The sequence below is a fragment of the Vibrio sp. 1151_11 genome, assembly GCF_029478525.1.
In the GTDB taxonomy this organism is placed as follows: Bacteria; Pseudomonadota; Gammaproteobacteria; order Enterobacterales; family Vibrionaceae; genus Vibrio; species Vibrio anguillarum.
Genome location: NZ_SHMN01000008.1, coordinates 14680 through 30047 on the forward strand (window position 1 = coordinate 14680; position 15368 = coordinate 30047).

At 45.9% G+C, this 15368-nt stretch carries 18 protein-coding genes; 9 read left to right on the plus strand and 9 right to left on the minus strand.

The features are described 5' to 3' along the window. Positions 1-181: 181 nt before the first annotated feature. The 4 genes from rpsP to rplS are packed head-to-tail and all read left to right on the plus strand — an operon-like array spanning position 182 to position 2183. Positions 182-430, plus strand: coding sequence for a 30S ribosomal protein S16 (gene rpsP, locus EXZ60_RS07960; protein ID WP_010319522.1), 249 nt, complete (start codon positions 182-184; stop codon positions 428-430). Positions 431-459: 29 nt separating this feature from the next. Continuing rightward, a complete protein-coding gene (rimM, locus tag EXZ60_RS07965; protein ID WP_013857691.1) occupies positions 460-1014 on the plus strand; it encodes a ribosome maturation factor RimM in 555 nt (184 codons plus the stop codon). A gap of 27 nt (positions 1015-1041) precedes the next feature. Continuing rightward, complete coding sequence (gene trmD / locus EXZ60_RS07970; protein WP_010319524.1) at positions 1042-1788, plus strand: tRNA (guanosine(37)-N1)-methyltransferase TrmD; 747 nt, start codon at positions 1042-1044, stop codon at positions 1786-1788. A gap of 41 nt (positions 1789-1829) precedes the next feature. Continuing rightward, on the plus strand, positions 1830-2183 hold the full coding sequence (gene rplS / locus EXZ60_RS07975) for a 50S ribosomal protein L19 (protein WP_010319525.1): 354 nt from the start codon (positions 1830-1832) through the stop codon (positions 2181-2183). Between the two features lie 69 nt (positions 2184-2252). On the opposite strand, the gene yacG is transcribed toward rplS, so the two are convergent. The 8 genes from yacG to nadC all read right to left on the minus strand — a co-directional run bounded on the left by yacG (position 2253) and on the right by nadC (position 9349). Next, positions 2253-2450 carry a DNA gyrase inhibitor YacG gene (gene yacG / locus EXZ60_RS07980; RefSeq protein WP_010319526.1) on the minus strand — a complete coding sequence of 66 codons (198 nt, stop codon included), beginning with the start codon at positions 2448-2450 and terminating at the stop codon, positions 2253-2255. An 89-nt stretch (positions 2451-2539) separates the two neighbouring features. Beyond that, positions 2540-3280 (minus strand): cell division protein ZapD, encoded by a 741-nt coding sequence (gene zapD / locus EXZ60_RS07985; RefSeq protein ID WP_013857689.1) that lies wholly within the window; start codon positions 3278-3280, stop codon positions 2540-2542. Positions 3281-3312: 32 nt separating this feature from the next. Then, positions 3313-3921: a dephospho-CoA kinase gene (coaE, locus tag EXZ60_RS07990; RefSeq protein WP_013857688.1), complete on the minus strand. Its 609-nt coding sequence runs from the start codon at positions 3919-3921 to the stop codon at positions 3313-3315. Beyond that, the gene (locus EXZ60_RS07995; protein WP_013857687.1) at positions 3912-4793 is read right to left on the minus strand and encodes an A24 family peptidase; all 882 of its coding nucleotides are present in this window, start codon (positions 4791-4793) and stop codon (positions 3912-3914) included. The genes coaE and EXZ60_RS07995 overlap by 10 nt, the downstream gene beginning before the upstream one ends. Before the next feature lie 38 nt (positions 4794-4831). Next, on the minus strand, positions 4832-6058 hold the full coding sequence (locus tag EXZ60_RS08000; RefSeq protein ID WP_277435526.1) for a type II secretion system F family protein: 1227 nt from the start codon (positions 6056-6058) through the stop codon (positions 4832-4834). Positions 6059-6100: 42 nt separating this feature from the next. Beyond that, on the minus strand, positions 6101-7789 hold the full coding sequence (pilB, locus tag EXZ60_RS08005; RefSeq protein ID WP_277435527.1) for a type IV-A pilus assembly ATPase PilB: 1689 nt from the start codon (positions 7787-7789) through the stop codon (positions 6101-6103). 15 nt (positions 7790-7804) lie between these two features. Further along, positions 7805-8203 carry a prepilin-type N-terminal cleavage/methylation domain-containing protein gene (locus EXZ60_RS08010; protein ID WP_198926991.1) on the minus strand — a complete coding sequence of 133 codons (399 nt, stop codon included), beginning with the start codon at positions 8201-8203 and terminating at the stop codon, positions 7805-7807. A 258-nt stretch (positions 8204-8461) separates the two neighbouring features. Beyond that, entirely contained in the window at positions 8462-9349 is an 888-nt protein-coding gene (gene nadC / locus EXZ60_RS08015; protein WP_277435528.1) for a carboxylating nicotinate-nucleotide diphosphorylase, read from the minus strand. Between the two features lie 124 nt (positions 9350-9473). Between nadC and ampD the strand changes: the two genes are divergently transcribed. Beyond that, positions 9474-10025, plus strand: coding sequence for a 1,6-anhydro-N-acetylmuramyl-L-alanine amidase AmpD (ampD, locus tag EXZ60_RS08020; protein WP_202599069.1), 552 nt, complete (start codon positions 9474-9476; stop codon positions 10023-10025). A gap of 21 nt (positions 10026-10046) precedes the next feature. Here ampD and fldB read toward each other — a convergent pair whose 3' ends face one another. Beyond that, a complete protein-coding gene (fldB, locus tag EXZ60_RS08025; RefSeq protein ID WP_013857680.1) occupies positions 10047-10565 on the minus strand; it encodes a flavodoxin FldB in 519 nt (172 codons plus the stop codon). A 152-nt stretch (positions 10566-10717) separates the two neighbouring features. Between fldB and xerD the strand changes: the two genes are divergently transcribed. The 4 genes from xerD (at position 10718) to pdhR (ending at position 15345) form a co-directional block, all read left to right on the plus strand. Then, the gene (xerD, locus tag EXZ60_RS08030; protein WP_013857679.1) at positions 10718-11626 is read left to right on the plus strand and encodes a site-specific tyrosine recombinase XerD; all 909 of its coding nucleotides are present in this window, start codon (positions 10718-10720) and stop codon (positions 11624-11626) included. A 13-nt stretch (positions 11627-11639) separates the two neighbouring features. After that, positions 11640-12413, plus strand: a complete 774-nt coding sequence (locus EXZ60_RS08035) for a thioredoxin fold domain-containing protein (protein WP_013857678.1) — start codon at positions 11640-11642, stop codon at positions 12411-12413. A gap of 41 nt (positions 12414-12454) precedes the next feature. Next, on the plus strand, positions 12455-14194 hold the full coding sequence (recJ, locus tag EXZ60_RS08040; RefSeq protein ID WP_094499656.1) for a single-stranded-DNA-specific exonuclease RecJ: 1740 nt from the start codon (positions 12455-12457) through the stop codon (positions 14192-14194). Positions 14195-14577: 383 nt separating this feature from the next. Continuing rightward, entirely contained in the window at positions 14578-15345 is a 768-nt protein-coding gene (gene pdhR / locus EXZ60_RS08045; protein WP_013857676.1) for a pyruvate dehydrogenase complex transcriptional repressor PdhR, read from the plus strand. The last annotated feature ends 23 nt before the right edge of the window (positions 15346-15368 follow it).

Sequence of the window (15368 nt, forward strand, 5' to 3'; positions counted from 1 at the left end):
GCGTGATGCTCATCACTGCAAAAGCATAATGCTTCTGCTGGTGAAAAAATAGCTAAACCCCTTGCAAAGCCTCGGAATAAGAGTAAAATTCCGAGGCTTTATTTTGGCACGAGACCCCAGACTGTTTTTCGTAAATGGTTTTTGGGGTTAATTTTATTATTGAGAAAGCAAAGAGGACGACATGGTAACCATTCGTTTGGCACGTCACGGCGCTAAAAAGCGTCCATTTTATCAAATCGTAGTTGCGGATAGCCGTAACGCAGTAACTGGCCGTTTCATCGAGAAAGTAGGTTTCTTTAATCCTACGGCTACTGGCCAAGAAGAAGGCCTACGTGTTGATCTAGATCGCGTTAACCATTGGGTTGGTCAAGGCGCATCTCTATCTGATCGCGTAGCTAAGCTAGTAAAAGACGCTCAAAAAGCGGCTTAATTCTTACTTTTATAGAAGAACATTAGCTTATGTCGATGAAAGGTAAAGAAACAATGAGCAAAGAAAACGAAAAGATTGTTATGGGCAAGTTTGGTGCTACCTATGGCATTCGTGGCTGGCTCAAAGTTTTTTCCTACACAGACGAAGCTGAAAGTATTTTTGATTACAGCCCTTGGTTTATTAACCAAAAAGGCCAGTGGATCGAGTACAAAGTAGAGAGTTGGAAGCGCCATGGTAAGAGTATGGTGGTAAAACTTGAAGGTTTAGATGTTCGAGAAGACGCACATCTACTCACCAACTTTGAAATTGCTATTGATCCCGCATCATTACCAGAATTGTCAGCAGATGAATTCTACTGGCGTGAATTGTTCGGTATGCAAGTTATTACCACCAAGGGGTATAACCTTGGTGAGGTCACTGACCTATTAGAAACTGGCTCCAACGATGTTCTGGTTGTGAAAGCGAATTTGAAAGATGCTTTTGGCCAAAAGGAACGGTTGGTACCGTACCTTGAAGAGCAAGTGATCAAGAATGTTGATCGCGAAGCTCGACGGATCGAAGTTGACTGGGATCCGGCATTCTAACTCTAAAATTTCAGAGCGAGAGAACACATGTGGGTTGGCGTTATAAGCCTATTTCCTGAAATGTTCCGTTCTGTTACTGATTTTGGAGTAACAGGTCAAGCGGTTAAAAAAGGTTTGCTGTCTATTGAAGCTTGGAATCCTCGAGATTTCACTCATGACAAACATCGCACCGTCGATGACAGACCTTACGGTGGTGGTCCTGGAATGCTCATGATGGTTCAGCCTTTGCGCGATGCCATTCATGCAGCAAAACAAGCCGCACCGGGAAAGACGAAAGTCATTTACCTTTCTCCTCAAGGTCGAAAACTCGACCAAAAAGGAGTCGAAGAGCTGGCGACGAATGAGAACCTAGTTCTTATTTGCGGACGCTATGAAGGGGTAGATGAGCGTATCATCCAATCAGAAGTTGACGAAGAATGGTCGATTGGTGATTTTGTGATGACAGGCGGCGAACTGCCAGCCATGACGTTGATTGATTCTGTCTCTCGGTTTGTTCCGGGAGTATTAGGAGATTTCGCATCAGCAGAAGAGGATTCTTTTGCAAATGGCTTGCTAGATTGCCCGCACTATACGCGTCCTGAAGTGTTAGATGGAAAAGAAGTACCTGCGGTACTGAAATCCGGTAATCACGAGGATATTCGTCGCTGGCGACTGAAACAGTCGTTGGGCCGAACTTGGCATAGAAGGCCAGAGCTCCTGGAAAACCTAGCTCTGACTGACGAACAGGAACTATTACTGGTTGAGTTCATTAAAGAAACTCAAATACATCAGTAACCTATTTAATTTAGTATCAGTTTATTCTAGGAATTTTTAAAATGAGTAACATCATCAAGGCTCTTGAAGAAGAGCAAATGAAACAAGGCCTACCTAAATTCGCACCAGGTGACACTGTTGTTGTTCAAGTTAAGGTAAAAGAAGGTGATCGTGAGCGTCTACAGGCTTTTGAAGGCGTTGTAATCGCAATCCGTAACCGTGGCCTACACTCTGCATTCACTGTTCGTAAGATCTCTAACGGTGAAGGTGTTGAGCGTACGTTCCAAACTCACTCTCCAGTGGTTGATAGCATTGAAGTTAAACGCCGCGGTGCAGTACGTCGTGCCAAACTGTACTACCTACGTGAGCGTTCTGGTAAGTCAGCTCGTATCAAAGAGAAACTTGCTAAGAAGTAATGCTATAAACTAGCGTTCTCATAGTAATAAACAGGGGTCGAGTAATCGACCCCTGTTTTTATATGTGCGCTAATATTGATCTTCTGACCAACCATCACTGTCTGACATATCCGGTGCACCGGGAATACTTTTTTCCTCATCGGCCCACTCGCCAAAATCGATCATCTGACACTGTTTGGAACAAAAAGGACGATAAGGGCTCTGTTCTCCCCATTCGACATCGGCTTTGCACTGCGGGCATTTTACAATGGTAATTTTCTTTGACATAACGGACTTCAAGTAACGATGGATAGGCGTAAGTGTATTACCTAACGCAATGGAAAGTAAGAGTCAGTCGGGAATTGAAGCGGAATTGATTAACAGCAGACGGCGAGATCAAATTCGATATCGCGCCCTGTTGCTTGGCCTGATTGGAATTCGATAAACTTAATCGCGAAGCGATTTTTATGTCCAGAGATCATGGGGTATACCCCATACTCAAGTGGGATCGACAAGCGCAAGATATTGGCGTCTTCTGCATCGCTTTGATAAAAACCTAATCGTGCTAGGCGTGCTTTAAAATGGCCCGTTTCGCGGGTTAACTTCAACCAAAGTTGCAACGCATCTGATAACGGTCGCAGCGTTTCCATCCATTGGTGCGCATCTTGGGTCTTCTTTTCTATCGGAATGTGTAGCCAGTAGTGCAGGGCTGGCAGGTCAAAACAGCACGACCCGCCCGGTAAATTAAAACGTTGGCGAATCGTGCTTAAGAAACGATCTTCTTTGAGTGATTGACCAAAGCGTTCAGCGCTCATTAAATTACGATGGACCTCGTCGATCTCTTCAAGGAGCGATAGCAACATTTCTTGATCAACACCATCCACATTGAGCCAGCTACGGTAGTTCAAACGCTGTTTTTCAATATCTTTAGCCAACTCGCTTTTGAGTTGGATCTGTTCGAAGATTTCGAGTAAATCAAACAATGAACGAAAGAAGAGTTGGTGTTGAATACCGTCACGAAACTGAGCGGAATGCATCAACTGGTTAAGCAGCGCTTCGACTCTTAAATAGATACGAGTTTTTTCGTTCAGTGGGTGTTCAAACTTATGCGTGGTCATCTAGCTAGCCTTAGGTCCGGTCTGGGTTATTCTTACAGACTTAGGCTGCATATGGCTAGATACTTTTTGTGTAATTCTGTGATTTGAGGCAAAAGTTTTTGGTTTTCTGCGCTATTTTTAATCACATCGTCAGCGTATTGCAATCTTTGCTCACGGCTCGCTTGAGCGGCTAAGATCGAACGGACTTGTTGCTCTGATACCTTGTCTCTTGCCATAGTGCGAGCGATTTGGGTTTTTAGATCAACATCAACCACTAAGATGCGATCGACTAAGGTTTGTAGGTTATTTTCTATCAATAATGGCACAACCAATAAAGCATAAGGCGAGGTGGTTTTTGCTAAATCAGCAATCATTTTTGCACGGATCATTGGGTGAAGAAGCTGATTAAGCCAAGCCTTTTCTTGCTCATCAGCAAAGATCTTTTCTCTTAACGCGGTGCGATCCAATTGTCCATCGGGCTTTAATATGGTGAGGCCAAAGTGCGCGCAAATCGCCGTTAATCCTTCACTACCTGGTTCGACGACTTCTCGAGCGATGATGTCAGCATCCACGACATCAATCGAGAAATGCTGCTGAAATAAGTGAGCAACGGTGCTTTTTCCGCTGGCAATCCCGCCGGTTAAACCCACTACTAACCCCATGACGATAACCCCATAATTGAACCTAAATACCAACTCATAATATCGTTACCCCACAACAAGGTTAGCCAGCCAGCAATGGCGAGATAGGGGCCAAAAGGAAAGGCTTTGTCGATCCCTTTTTTTTGCAAGCGCAATTGAATTAGGCCAAAGACAATGCCAACCACAGATGACATGAGAATGATGATGGGCAGATATTGCCAGCCCAACCAAGCGCCGAGAGCAGCCAGCAGTTTGAAATCGCCATAACCCATTCCTTCTTTGCCTGTGACGAGTTTAAACAGCCAATAGACCGACCATAAGCTCAGATAGCCAGCAATGGCGCCGATCACCGCATCTTGCAAACTGACTGGGCTAATGTGCATCAATGATAAGCTGAGGCCCGCCCACAGTAGTGGCAGTGTCAGCTTGTCGGGTAACAGCATGGTATCGAAATCGATAAACGTCGCCGCGATGAGCACAAAAGTGAAAAACAATAGCGCTAGTGAAAAATAACTAAAACCGAAGTGGCTAGCCACGACAAAGCTCATACTGGCGGTGAGCAGTTCAATCAAAGGATAGCGTGCACTGATCGGGCCTTGGCAACGGGAACATTTCCCTTTTAAAAAGAGCCAACTGAGTAGCGGAATATTGTCAATAATACGAATTGGCGTATCACAGTGTGGGCAGCTAGAACGAGGGACACTGAGCGTGAGTTGCCCTTCCGGTGGCGCAATGTGATATTCGGGAAAGCAGTCAGCGCACTCTTGTCGCCATTCTCGCTCCATGATTTTGGGTAGACGATAAATGACCACATTGAGAAAACTCCCCACGATTAAGCCAAACAACGCTGCAAAAAGTGGAAAGAGCCAAGGGTAATAAATAAAAACTTCCATGCACAGACTCGATAATTAAAAGATTAGCAGTGCTAATACTATCCTAATACACTCATTAAGTTAAAGATGGGCAAGTACATTGCCACCACCAAACCACCGACCACCGTACCCAAAAAGACAATGATCAATGGTTCGAGAATTTTACCTAAGTTATCGACGGTATTATCAACTTCAAATTCGTAAATGGTGGCGACTTTATTGAGCATGTCATCCAATCGGCCTGATTCTTCACCAATCATCACCATTTGCAGCACCATTTCAGGAAAGGCTTCGGTATTACGCATCGCAATATACATTGGCATACCGGCTGCCGTATCACGATAGACCTCATTAATCGCCGTCTCAAAATGGACATTGCCAGCGGTTTTAGCGGTGGTTTTTAAGCTGGCTAAAATCGGAATGCCTGCACTAAAACTGGTGGCGAGTGTGCGACTGAATTTAGCAATAGAGGCTTTGCCTATTACCCCGCCAAGAATGGGAAACTTTAATCCTAATCGGCTGGTTTTTAAGCGTATTAAAAAAGATTTTTGCCGTACTGCTTTCACGGCAATTGTGGTGAGGATTATGATGATGATTACCCACAAACTGTAACTTTGTACCCAATGAGAGAGTTTCAATACTTGCTGTGTAAACCAAGGTAATTCGGCTCCGAATCCTTTGAACATGCTTTCAAACTCAGGGATCACCATAGTAAGCATTAAGTAAGAAACACCTAACGCGACCAACACCACCATGGTTGGGTAGATGAGCGCTTTAATGACTTTAGCGCGCAGTTGTTCACTTTTTTCTCGATAAGTCGCTAGCCGCTCAAACACTTCAGCCAAGTTACCTGACTGTTCGCCTGTGTGAATGAGATCAACATACAAGGTATCGAAATGAATGCTGGCGGTACGCATCGCTTTGGAAATTGGCGTTCCGGCTTCAACCCCTTTGGTGACTTGCGCCAAAATGGATTTCATTTCGGCTTTGCGATGGTTATCTCCGACCAGTTTTAAGGCTTGCACGATGGGCACGCCCGTGGTCAGCATGGTCGCCAATTGGCGTGTCAGAATGGTGATGTCTCTGGCCTTCACGCGATGAGTCAAGCGGGTGATAAAAGAGACGCCCCCTTTTTTGATTTTTTTGATCTGAATGTGCTGCTCTTTAAGTTTGTCACGCACTTCCAGTTCGGTTAAAGCGAGAGTTTGGCCAGATACTTTTTTGCCCGAACTATTGATGCCTTTCCAACGATAATTTTTGAGTTCTGATTTGATTTTTGTGTTCATACAATAGAGTCACTCAATGGCTAGCTAAGAGGGATCAAAGCGTTAGAAATAGAGCACGCGTTGCAGCTCTTTGAAGCTGGTTACGCCGTTTTTGAGCTTTTCAATGCCTGATTCTTGTAGTGTCTGCATTCCGTTGGCTTTCGCGATCTGCTCTATTTTATGAATGCTTGCTTTTTGCATAATCGCTTCGGCCAGCTGTGGGTTAAACGCCATCACTTCATAAATGCCGACTCGACCTGAATAGCCCCCTGTGCATTCGTTGCAACCATGCGGGTTCGCTTCATAAATGGTTTCCGTCGCTAGCAGTTGAAAATGTTGCTGCAACTGTATTGAGGGCTCGACGGCAATTTTGCAGTGCCGACAAAGGCGACGAGCCAAACGCTGGGCAATAATCAAACTGAGTGAAGAGGCTAAGTTAAACGCTTCAATTCCCATATTACTCAAGCGAATTACCGTTTCGGCGGCGGAGTTAGTATGCAAGGTAGAAAGAACTAAATGCCCGGTTTGTGCCGCTTTCACGGCGATTTCGGCAGTTTCTAAATCGCGGATTTCGCCAACCATCACAATGTCGGGATCTTGCCGTAAGAAGGAGCGTAATGCTTGCGCAAAGCCAAAGCCAATTTTTGGCTGCACTTGAACTTGGTTGATGCCGGATAAGTTAATTTCAACCGGATCTTCAGCGGTAGAAATGTTCACTTCAGCAGTATTTAAAATGCGTAGCCCCGTATAGAGCGAGACGGTTTTTCCGCTGCCCGTCGGGCCCGTCATTAAAATCATCCCTTGTGGTTTTTTCAGCGCAGCTAAGTAGAGTTGTTTTTGCTGGTCGTTATAACCCAATTTGTCGATATCTAAGTTAGCAGCACTGCTATCAAGTAGGCGCAGTACGATTTTTTCACCCCATAAAGTAGGGAGGCTGGAAACGCGCATATCGATGGCGGTGTCTTGATTCAACCGCAGTTTAATTCGTCCATCTTGTGGTAAGCGCCGCTCGGCAATATCGAGTTTGGATAAAATTTTAAGCCGCGCGGCAAGCCGGCGACTTAAGTTGCTTGAGGGACGCTGTGTTTCCACCAAAATACCATCACAGCGCAATCGTACTCGGTAAAGCGCTTCGTACGGTTCGAAATGGATATCGGATGCGCCTTTTCGCACCGCATCAAGCAGGATTTGGTTAATAAAACGGCTGACTGGGGCGTCATCTTGGCTGAGGTCTTCAATCGATTGAATCTCATCATCAGACAGCTTAACTAAGTTCGCCAGTTCATCTTGGCTGATCTCTTTCCCTGAAGAAGAGGATCCTTGAATTGTTCGGCCATACAAGCGCCGGATGGCTGCTTGCAGCGCTTTGTAGTCGGCTAAAACCAGTTCAACTTGTAAGCCTGTTGCGAAGCGAAAATCATCTTCCACTTGTAAATGGGTCGGGTCGGAAACCGCGATGGTCAGGGTTTGGCCATTATGGGCAATCGGCAGTGCTTGGTAACGGGTGATGAGATCACGCAAACCAAGCTGTTGGCAGAGCAGTGGGTAGTCGTAGCGGGTTAAGTCGGTGTCCGGTAGGCCAAAAAGGGTACTTAACTGCTCAGTCAGATCATGAGGATGGAAAAAATCCAATGCGAGCAAAGCTTCTGGCACGCTTGCACCAGACGCTTTGATATGTTCAATAACTGCGTGTTCTTGCGTCGGGCTCAATATCTGAGCCTGACGCAGAATTGCAGGGAGGTTGGTTAGCATTATGTCAAGTAACTATTAGCTGCAACCATTCAATTTTATGTTTGTGCTTGATGCACTTACATTGCATTGCCATCCACCACTAGCTCTATTTAATGTTACTGAACTGCCTTTACCACCACCTTCAGTAATACTTACGGTAATTGCGCCAGATGTCACCGTAATAGAGCCTAAGTTAAATTTTGTTGCATTAATTGCTGCCGAATTTGCTGGAGGGGTTCCGCTAACTGCAATATAGTCTTCATAATTTGTTTTTAGTGCGGTTGCTGTAGCAAGTGCTGCTCCTAAGGCTCCTTTCTCAACATATTCTTGGTATTTAGGCACTGCAATTGCAGCTAATACACCAATTACTGCCACTACAATCATCAATTCAATTAAGGTAAAACCACTTTGTTTCGTTTTCTTATTTGTGTTCATTATTTGATTTGCTCCGTTTGAACGCATAAGGATGGGCAGAGCATAAGAAGCTTGTGGGTTGGTGGGAATGAGATAAAGAGCAGTGCGCGAGCGATTTGGATTTTTTACCTGTTTAGTTGCATATATCAATCACTGAAATACGACTGACTTAAAAATGCCGTCTTGATTTTGATACGCAAGCAATAAAAAAGGAAGCTCGTCCGGCTTCCTTAACTATTTGAAATTTTTGACCTTTATTCCAATAATTGATGTAATTAATTACTGAAAGCGCATTGAGAGATCGAGTGCTTTAATGTGCTTAGTCAGCGCGCCGACTGAGATGTAATCGACACCGGTTCGCGCGTAATCGCCAATGGTTTCTAATGTGACGTTACCAGAATTTTCTAAAGCCGCGCGGCCTGCGTTAATTGCTACCGCTTCGCGCATCATCTCAATACTAAAATTATCCAGCATAATGATGTCAGCACCCGCTTGAATCGCCTCTTCTAACTCTTGCAGGCTTTCGGTTTCGACTTCGACAGGTTTACCGGGGTTGAGCTGTTTAGCGGTGCCGATGGCTTGGGTAATGCCGCCACAAGCAATGATATGGTTTTCTTTAATTAAATAAGCATCAAACACGCCAATACGATGGTTAAAGCCGCCGCCACACGCGACAGCATATTTCAGTGCGCTGCGCAGGCCAGGGATAGTTTTGCGTGTATCAAGTAGTCGGCATTCGGTGCCTTCTAGCTGTTTGGCATACTGAGCAGTAATGCTGGCGCAACCTGACAAGGTTTGAATGAAGTTCATCGCATTGCGTTCACCAGTCAGCAGCGCGCGAGCTGGACCTTCAAGAGTGCACAAAATTTGGTTTGGCTTAACTTGATCGCCATCTTGGACATGCCAGTCAATTTTCACTTCACCACCAAGTTGTTTGAAGACTTCCTCTGCCCATGCTTGGCCACAAAATACGCCATGTTCACGGGTGATGAGAGTCGCAGTATTACGCGCATCCGCTGGAATAAGGTTTGCGGTGATATCAGCAGTCGCATCCAAGCTGCCACCGAGATCTTCTCTGAGTGCATCGCTAACGGCACGAGTAATTTCCAATGGGAGTTGCTGTTTCAGATAATCGAGGCGTTGTTGGCTGTTGTGTGTATTTTTCATCGCAAATCTAATATGGTGTTGAACAGAGTGAGAATGATACGCTGAGTTTTACTCAAATTCAGCCACTAATCTCGCATTTCCTCTGGCTAAGGTTTATTTTTGTGTGAGTGTAAGGGGTCAACTGATGATCGATAAAAAGGGTTGGTATCAAAGCGCGCGTCGAGTGCCATCGCCGTTTTATGATCAGCGAAGCGATGCGCAAGATATTTCATTGCTGGTTGTACATAATATCAGCTTGCCTCCGGGCCAGTTCGGCGGCCCATATATTGAGCAGTTTTTCACTGGTACGCTTGACCCGAATCAACACCCTTTTTTTCAAACTATCCACCAGATGCGCGTCTCGGCTCACTGCCTCATTCGGCGAGAGGGAGAAGTAGTGCAATTTGTGCCATTTAATGCCAGAGCTTGGCATGCGGGCCAGTCAAGCTTCGCTGGTCGTGCAAAATGCAATGATTATTCGATTGGGATTGAATTGGAAGGGAGCGATGAGACGGCTTATACTCCTGCGCAATATCAAGCCTTAGCGACTTTGACGTGTGCATTGCAGCGGCGTTATCCGCTCATCACCAATCAACGCATCACCGGGCATCAATACATTGCGCCATTACGCAAAACTGACCCCGGTTTGGTATTTGATTGGCGGTGCTATCGAGCCTTGTTGGCAACAAATGACTAACAACAAATAGCGAACAACGAATTAAATCGAATCGTGATATTCCACTAAAATTTGCTCAACCCAGCATTGAATGCGTTCGTCGCTTTGCTCGTATTGCGAATCTTCATCGAGTGCGAGACCAACAAAGTGGCGGCCATCTTTCGTTAGGGCTTTTGACGCTTCAAAATGGTAGCCTTGGTTGGGCCAGTAGCCAATCAATTGAGCGCCAATTTGTTTTAGCTCATCATGCAGCATCCCCATCGCATCGAGGTACCATTCGCCATAACCTTCTTGATCGCCTAAGCCGAATAATGCGACGTACTTGCCGTTTAGCGACACGCCACCGATTTGATCCCATATTGCGCTCCAATCTTCTTGGATTTCGCCAAAGTCCCAAGTTGAGATGCCCAGTATTAAAAGATCATAGTTGCTCATCAAAGAGAGTGGCGTTTCTTTCACATTGTGAATCTCCACCAAATCCTCACCGATGAGCGCACGGATCTTCTCTGCTGCCATTTCGGTATAACAAGTTGTTGAGCCGTAAAAAAGACCGATCTTCATAATTTTGTGTTCGTTTTAAATCAAGAATAGTGAATTCTAACCATAAAATGACGCGCTTTGCAGCGATTATCCTGCCGATGATGTTTTTTTATGGTATTAAACCAGTGGCTCACATAACCTGAGCAACTCGATTTTCACCACAGAGGTTTGATGTGTCTGAATATATTTCTCCTGATCAAGGGGTTGTGGAACAGTTTTTAGATGCGATGTGGATGGAGCGTGGTTTAGCTGAAAACACGCTCTCATCGTATCGCAATGATCTGACGAAATTGTTGCAATGGATGCAGCACAATAATTATCGCCTCGATTTTATTAGTGTCACTGGTTTGCAGCAGTACCAAGCGTGGCTCGCTGATCAAGACTATAAGCAAACCTCGCGGGCGCGTATGTTGTCGGCGATTCGTCGTTTATTTCAATATCTGCACCGTGAGAAACTCCGCGGCGATGATCCGAGTGCGCTCTTAATTAGCCCTAAATTGCCACAGCGTCTGCCTAAAGATTTATCTGAGCAGCAAGTGGAAGATCTATTGAATGCTCCCGATACCAATAATCCTCTAGAATTACGTGACAGAGCGATGTTGGAACTCTTGTATGCAACAGGGCTACGGGTGACCGAATTGGTTTCACTGACCATGGAAAATATCAGTTTACGTCAAGGCGTAGTAAGAGTGATTGGTAAAGGTGGCAAAGAGCGTCTTGTACCGATGGGCGAAAATGCCGTTGATTGGATTGAAACTTTTCTTGAACAAGGGCGGTCTACTCTGCTGGGCGAACAAACGTCGGATGTGGTTTTCCCCAGCCGACGAGCAAGGCAGATGACTCGTCAAACCTTTTGGCACCGAATTAAACACTACGCAGTGATCGCACAAATCGATGTGGAAAAACTCTCTCCACACGTATTAAGGCATGCTTTTGCCACGCATCTACTCAATTACGGTGCCGATTTGCGTGTAGTGCAAATGCTGCTCGGTCATAGTGACTTATCGACCACGCAAATTTATACTCATGTTGCGACTGAGCGACTTAAACAATTACATAGCGAGCACCATCCAAGGGCTTGAAAAGGTGAATTTAATGAGCGTATTACGCCAACTGACTCTTCTTACATTGCCACTTTTTGCTGTGGCGTGTAACGCCGAAACCACAGAGCAAGTGACGTCAACGGCTGTGCAAGCGGCTGCGCTTGATAAAACGGTTTTTGAACAACGTTTTTCTAAACTCGGATTGGAAGTGCTGAGTGTTCAAGCCTCTGATATTCCGGGAGTGATTGAAGTGCAAACTTCCGGTGGCGTGCTGTTTTCTGCGCCTGACGCGAGCCATTTTATCGCCGGAACCTTGTATGAATTAGATAAGAATGGTGGTTATGTCGATGTGTTAGCCAAACGCCAAGCGCCGGTTAATGCGGCGAAGATCGCGCAGTTTGAATCGAGTATGATCGAATACAAAGCCGCCAATGAAAAATACGTGGTGACTGTTTTTACTGATATTACCTGTGGTTATTGCACTCGTTTGCATAGTCAAATGAAAGGGTATAACGATTTAGGGATCACCGTGCGCTACATGGCTTACCCGCGTCAAGGCGTTACGGGGCAGGTAGCTGATCAGATGGCCGCTATCTGGAATGCAGATGATAAAATGGCAGCGATGAATGAGGCCAAAACCAATCATAAGTTGCCAGAAGCAGGGCAGAACATCCAACAAGCTAAGCAGTTGATTACCAAGCACTATCAGCTCGGGCGTGAGTTAGGCATCAACGGCACGCCTGCGATTTTCCTACCGAATGGCGAAATGGTTGGCGGTTATTTACCACCAGAGCAATTGTTGCAACGCCTTCAGCAGATTCAATAACTTTAGGAGTCGGGCTTGAGTGTTCTTGAGCCCGCTGATTTATGATTGAGATAAAACAAAGACCAGCCCCCGATCTTTCGCAACTTCCTGACACGATTCCAACACTGCTTAAACGTATCTATATCAACCGTGGTATCACGAACCTTGAACAACTCGACAAGGCTGCGAAAGCACTGCATTCCTACCAACAGTTAGGTGGCATAGAACGAGCGGTACAACTACTTTTTCACGCCATCGAGCAGCAGCAGCGTATCATAGTCGTCGGGGATTTTGATGCTGATGGCGCAACCAGTTGCGCCTTATCTGTTTTGGCGTTGCGAATGTTGGGATCGCACAATGTGGACTATCTCGTGCCTAACCGTTTTGAAGATGGTTATGGTTTAAGCCCTGAAGTGGTCGATCAAGCGATTGAGCTTGGCGCGCAGATGATCATGACGGTCGATAACGGCGTATCCTCTATCGACGGGGTACGTTATGCCAAGCAGCAAGGGCTGACCGTCTTGGTGACGGATCACCATTTACCGGGACACGAGTTGCCAGAGGTTGATGCGATGGTGAATCCCAATTTGGCTAACTGCCCGTTTCCCTCGAAGGCATTAGCCGGCGTAGGGGTGGCTTTCTATTTGATGATGGCGCTGTGCGTGCATATGCGAAAAAACGGCTGGTTTACTCGACAAGGCATGAGTGAACCCAAGTTGATGGAGCTGATTGACTTAGTCGCACTGGGTACTGTCGCTGATGTTGTGCCGCTCGATGAAAACAACCGTATTTTAGTGCATCAAGGTTTGCAACGCATTCGCGCCGGGCATGCAAGGCCAGGTATTCAAGCTTTGATTGAGGTTGCTAAACGTGACGCGAGGCGTTTAGTTGCCTCGGATTTTGGCTTTGCGTTAGGGCCACGCATCAATGCGGCAGGGCGCTTGGATGATATGTCATTTGGCGTTGAGCTGCTAATGTGCAATGACATTCACGCTGCGCGTAGAATGGCCAGTGAGCTGGATGGCCTTAACCAAACTCGTAAAGAGATTGAAGAGGGGATGAAGCAAGAAGCGCTGGCTTTTTGTGAGCGCTTGCAACTGAGTGAAAATAGCGAATTGCCGCACGGTTTAGTGCTGTTTCAACGCGATTGGCACCAAGGTGTAATTGGTATTTTAGCCTCACGTATTAAAGATAAATATCATCGCCCTGTGATTGCGTTTGCCGATGGTGGCGATGGCAGTATCAAAGGGTCATGCCGCTCTGTTGCTGGGTTACACATGCGCGATGTGCTGGATCGCATTGATACACAAAACCCCGGTTTAATCGCCAAATTTGGCGGTCACGCGATGGCGGCAGGTTTAACTATTGCCGAAAAAGAGTTTGAGCGTTTTGCTGAGCTGTTTGATCAAGCTGTACGTCGCGAGTTAGATGAAAGCGCGCTCAAGGGCGTGATTTTATCCGACGGGGAGTTAACACCTGAAGAGTTCTCGATGCACACCGCTGAAACCTTGCGTTCCGGTGGCCCATGGGGGCAGGCGTTTCCTGAGCCTCTCTTTGACGGTGAATTCAAACTATTGCACCAAAAGCTGGTGGGCGAAAAGCATTTGAAACTGATGCTTGAGCCGTTATTCAAAGGCCACCCAACCAACATTATGATCGATGGCATTGCTTTTAATGTCGATTTAAGACGCTGGCCAGATGCGTCGGTGAAAACGGTGCGTCTTGCGTATAAGCTTGATATTAATGAGTTTCGCGGCAATCAGTCACTGCAATTGATGATTGATCACCTCGAAGCGAAGTAACGGCTTGATATTTCTCTTCCTTCGATGCGTGACATGATCTCCCTCCCCTAGAAAGGGGAGGTCCCAACCAATGTTTGCTCTTACATTCCCTCCCCCTAGAAGGGGGAGGAGCCAAAGAATGTTTTCTCTAGAAAGGGTAGATGACAACGAATCTTCCCCCATTTCTAGCCCATCATTTCCCCATCTGTATTCATTTTGTAATTGGTCTGACCAATAATATTGCTGTTTTAATCGACTATTGTTATCAAAGTGTTTAAGCGTGGGTCGTTCTATGATTTAGGTCAACTTTTGGCTGGACAGCTACGTTTTAATTATGTTAATTTCTGCACCAACTTGAAATTGGTATTACCAATTGACTGCAAAGAGTAGAAGAATAATAAATTATGGCTTATCAAAGGATTCGTCAGCCAAAACTCTCTGATGTAATTGAACAGGAGTTAGAAAGGCTGATAGTGGAAGGAACACTCTCTCCGGGGCAACAATTGCCTCCAGAACGAGAACTGGCAAAACAGTTCGAGGTGTCTCGTCCATCCATTCGTGAAGCCATTCAACGCCTCGAAGCCAAGCGTTTATTAACCCGCCGTCAAGGTGGAGGTACGTTTGTCAGTGAGAACATTTGGCAGAGTTTTTCTGATCCTCTGCTAAATTTATTGTCTAGCCACTCTGAAACCCAGCTCGATCTATTGGAATCGCGCCACGCGATGGAAGGTATTTCAGCTTATTTCGCAGCATTGCGTGGTACTGAGGAAGATTTTGCTCGCATTCAAGCCTGTTTGGCGAGAATTGGTGAACAGCAAGCGAAAAAAGAGGTCGAAGCAGAAGCGTCTGCGGTGGTCGCGTTTTTAGTCGCTCTCACTGAAGCGGCCCACAACGTGGTGCTTTTGCATATTGTTCGCAGCCTTGCTCCTTTGCTTGAGCAAAATGTTCTACAGAATTTAAAACTATTACACCGCCGCCATGAAGTGGTGGAGAAAGTAAGTAGACACCGAGCTAATATCGTGGATGCGATCGTTTCTGGTCAGCCGGAAAAGGCGCGCGAAATGTCCCATTCTCACTTAGCTTATATCGAAGAAACATTGTTGGATTTGACCAAAGAAGAGTCTCGTCGTGAGCGTTCGTTGCGCCGAATTCAGCAGGGTAATGAGTCGTAACCTACGGCGAATTGCTTGTTTTA

What these genes read in the sequence shown, in the direction of transcription:
- EXZ60_RS08010 (WP_198926991.1), bottom strand. Translation starts at nt 8,203, where the DNA reads ATGAACACAAATAAGAAAACGAAACAAAGTGGTTTTACCTTAATTGAA.
- pdhR (WP_013857676.1), top strand. Translation starts at nt 14,578, where the DNA reads ATGGCTTATCAAAGGATTCGTCAGCCAAAACTCTCTGATGTAATTGAA.
- nadC (WP_277435528.1), bottom strand. Translation starts at nt 9,349, where the DNA reads ATGAAAAATACACACAACAGCCAACAACGCCTCGATTATCTGAAACAG.
- yacG (WP_010319526.1), bottom strand. Translation starts at nt 2,450, where the DNA reads ATGTCAAAGAAAATTACCATTGTAAAATGCCCGCAGTGCAAAGCCGAT.
- EXZ60_RS07995 (WP_013857687.1), bottom strand. Translation starts at nt 4,793, where the DNA reads ATGGAAGTTTTTATTTATTACCCTTGGCTCTTTCCACTTTTTGCAGCG.
- zapD (WP_013857689.1), bottom strand. Translation starts at nt 3,280, where the DNA reads ATGACCACGCATAAGTTTGAACACCCACTGAACGAAAAAACTCGTATC.
- rimM (WP_013857691.1), top strand. Translation starts at nt 460, where the DNA reads ATGTCGATGAAAGGTAAAGAAACAATGAGCAAAGAAAACGAAAAGATT.
- rpsP (WP_010319522.1), top strand. Translation starts at nt 182, where the DNA reads ATGGTAACCATTCGTTTGGCACGTCACGGCGCTAAAAAGCGTCCATTT.
- EXZ60_RS08035 (WP_013857678.1), top strand. Translation starts at nt 11,640, where the DNA reads ATGAGCGTATTACGCCAACTGACTCTTCTTACATTGCCACTTTTTGCT.
- rplS (WP_010319525.1), top strand. Translation starts at nt 1,830, where the DNA reads ATGAGTAACATCATCAAGGCTCTTGAAGAAGAGCAAATGAAACAAGGC.
- trmD (WP_010319524.1), top strand. Translation starts at nt 1,042, where the DNA reads ATGTGGGTTGGCGTTATAAGCCTATTTCCTGAAATGTTCCGTTCTGTT.
- EXZ60_RS08000 (WP_277435526.1), bottom strand. Translation starts at nt 6,058, where the DNA reads ATGAACACAAAAATCAAATCAGAACTCAAAAATTATCGTTGGAAAGGC.
- ampD (WP_202599069.1), top strand. Translation starts at nt 9,474, where the DNA reads ATGATCGATAAAAAGGGTTGGTATCAAAGCGCGCGTCGAGTGCCATCG.
- coaE (WP_013857688.1), bottom strand. Translation starts at nt 3,921, where the DNA reads ATGGGGTTAGTAGTGGGTTTAACCGGCGGGATTGCCAGCGGAAAAAGC.
- fldB (WP_013857680.1), bottom strand. Translation starts at nt 10,565, where the DNA reads ATGAAGATCGGTCTTTTTTACGGCTCAACAACTTGTTATACCGAAATG.
- recJ (WP_094499656.1), top strand. Translation starts at nt 12,455, where the DNA reads ATGATTGAGATAAAACAAAGACCAGCCCCCGATCTTTCGCAACTTCCT.
- pilB (WP_277435527.1), bottom strand. Translation starts at nt 7,789, where the DNA reads ATGCTAACCAACCTCCCTGCAATTCTGCGTCAGGCTCAGATATTGAGC.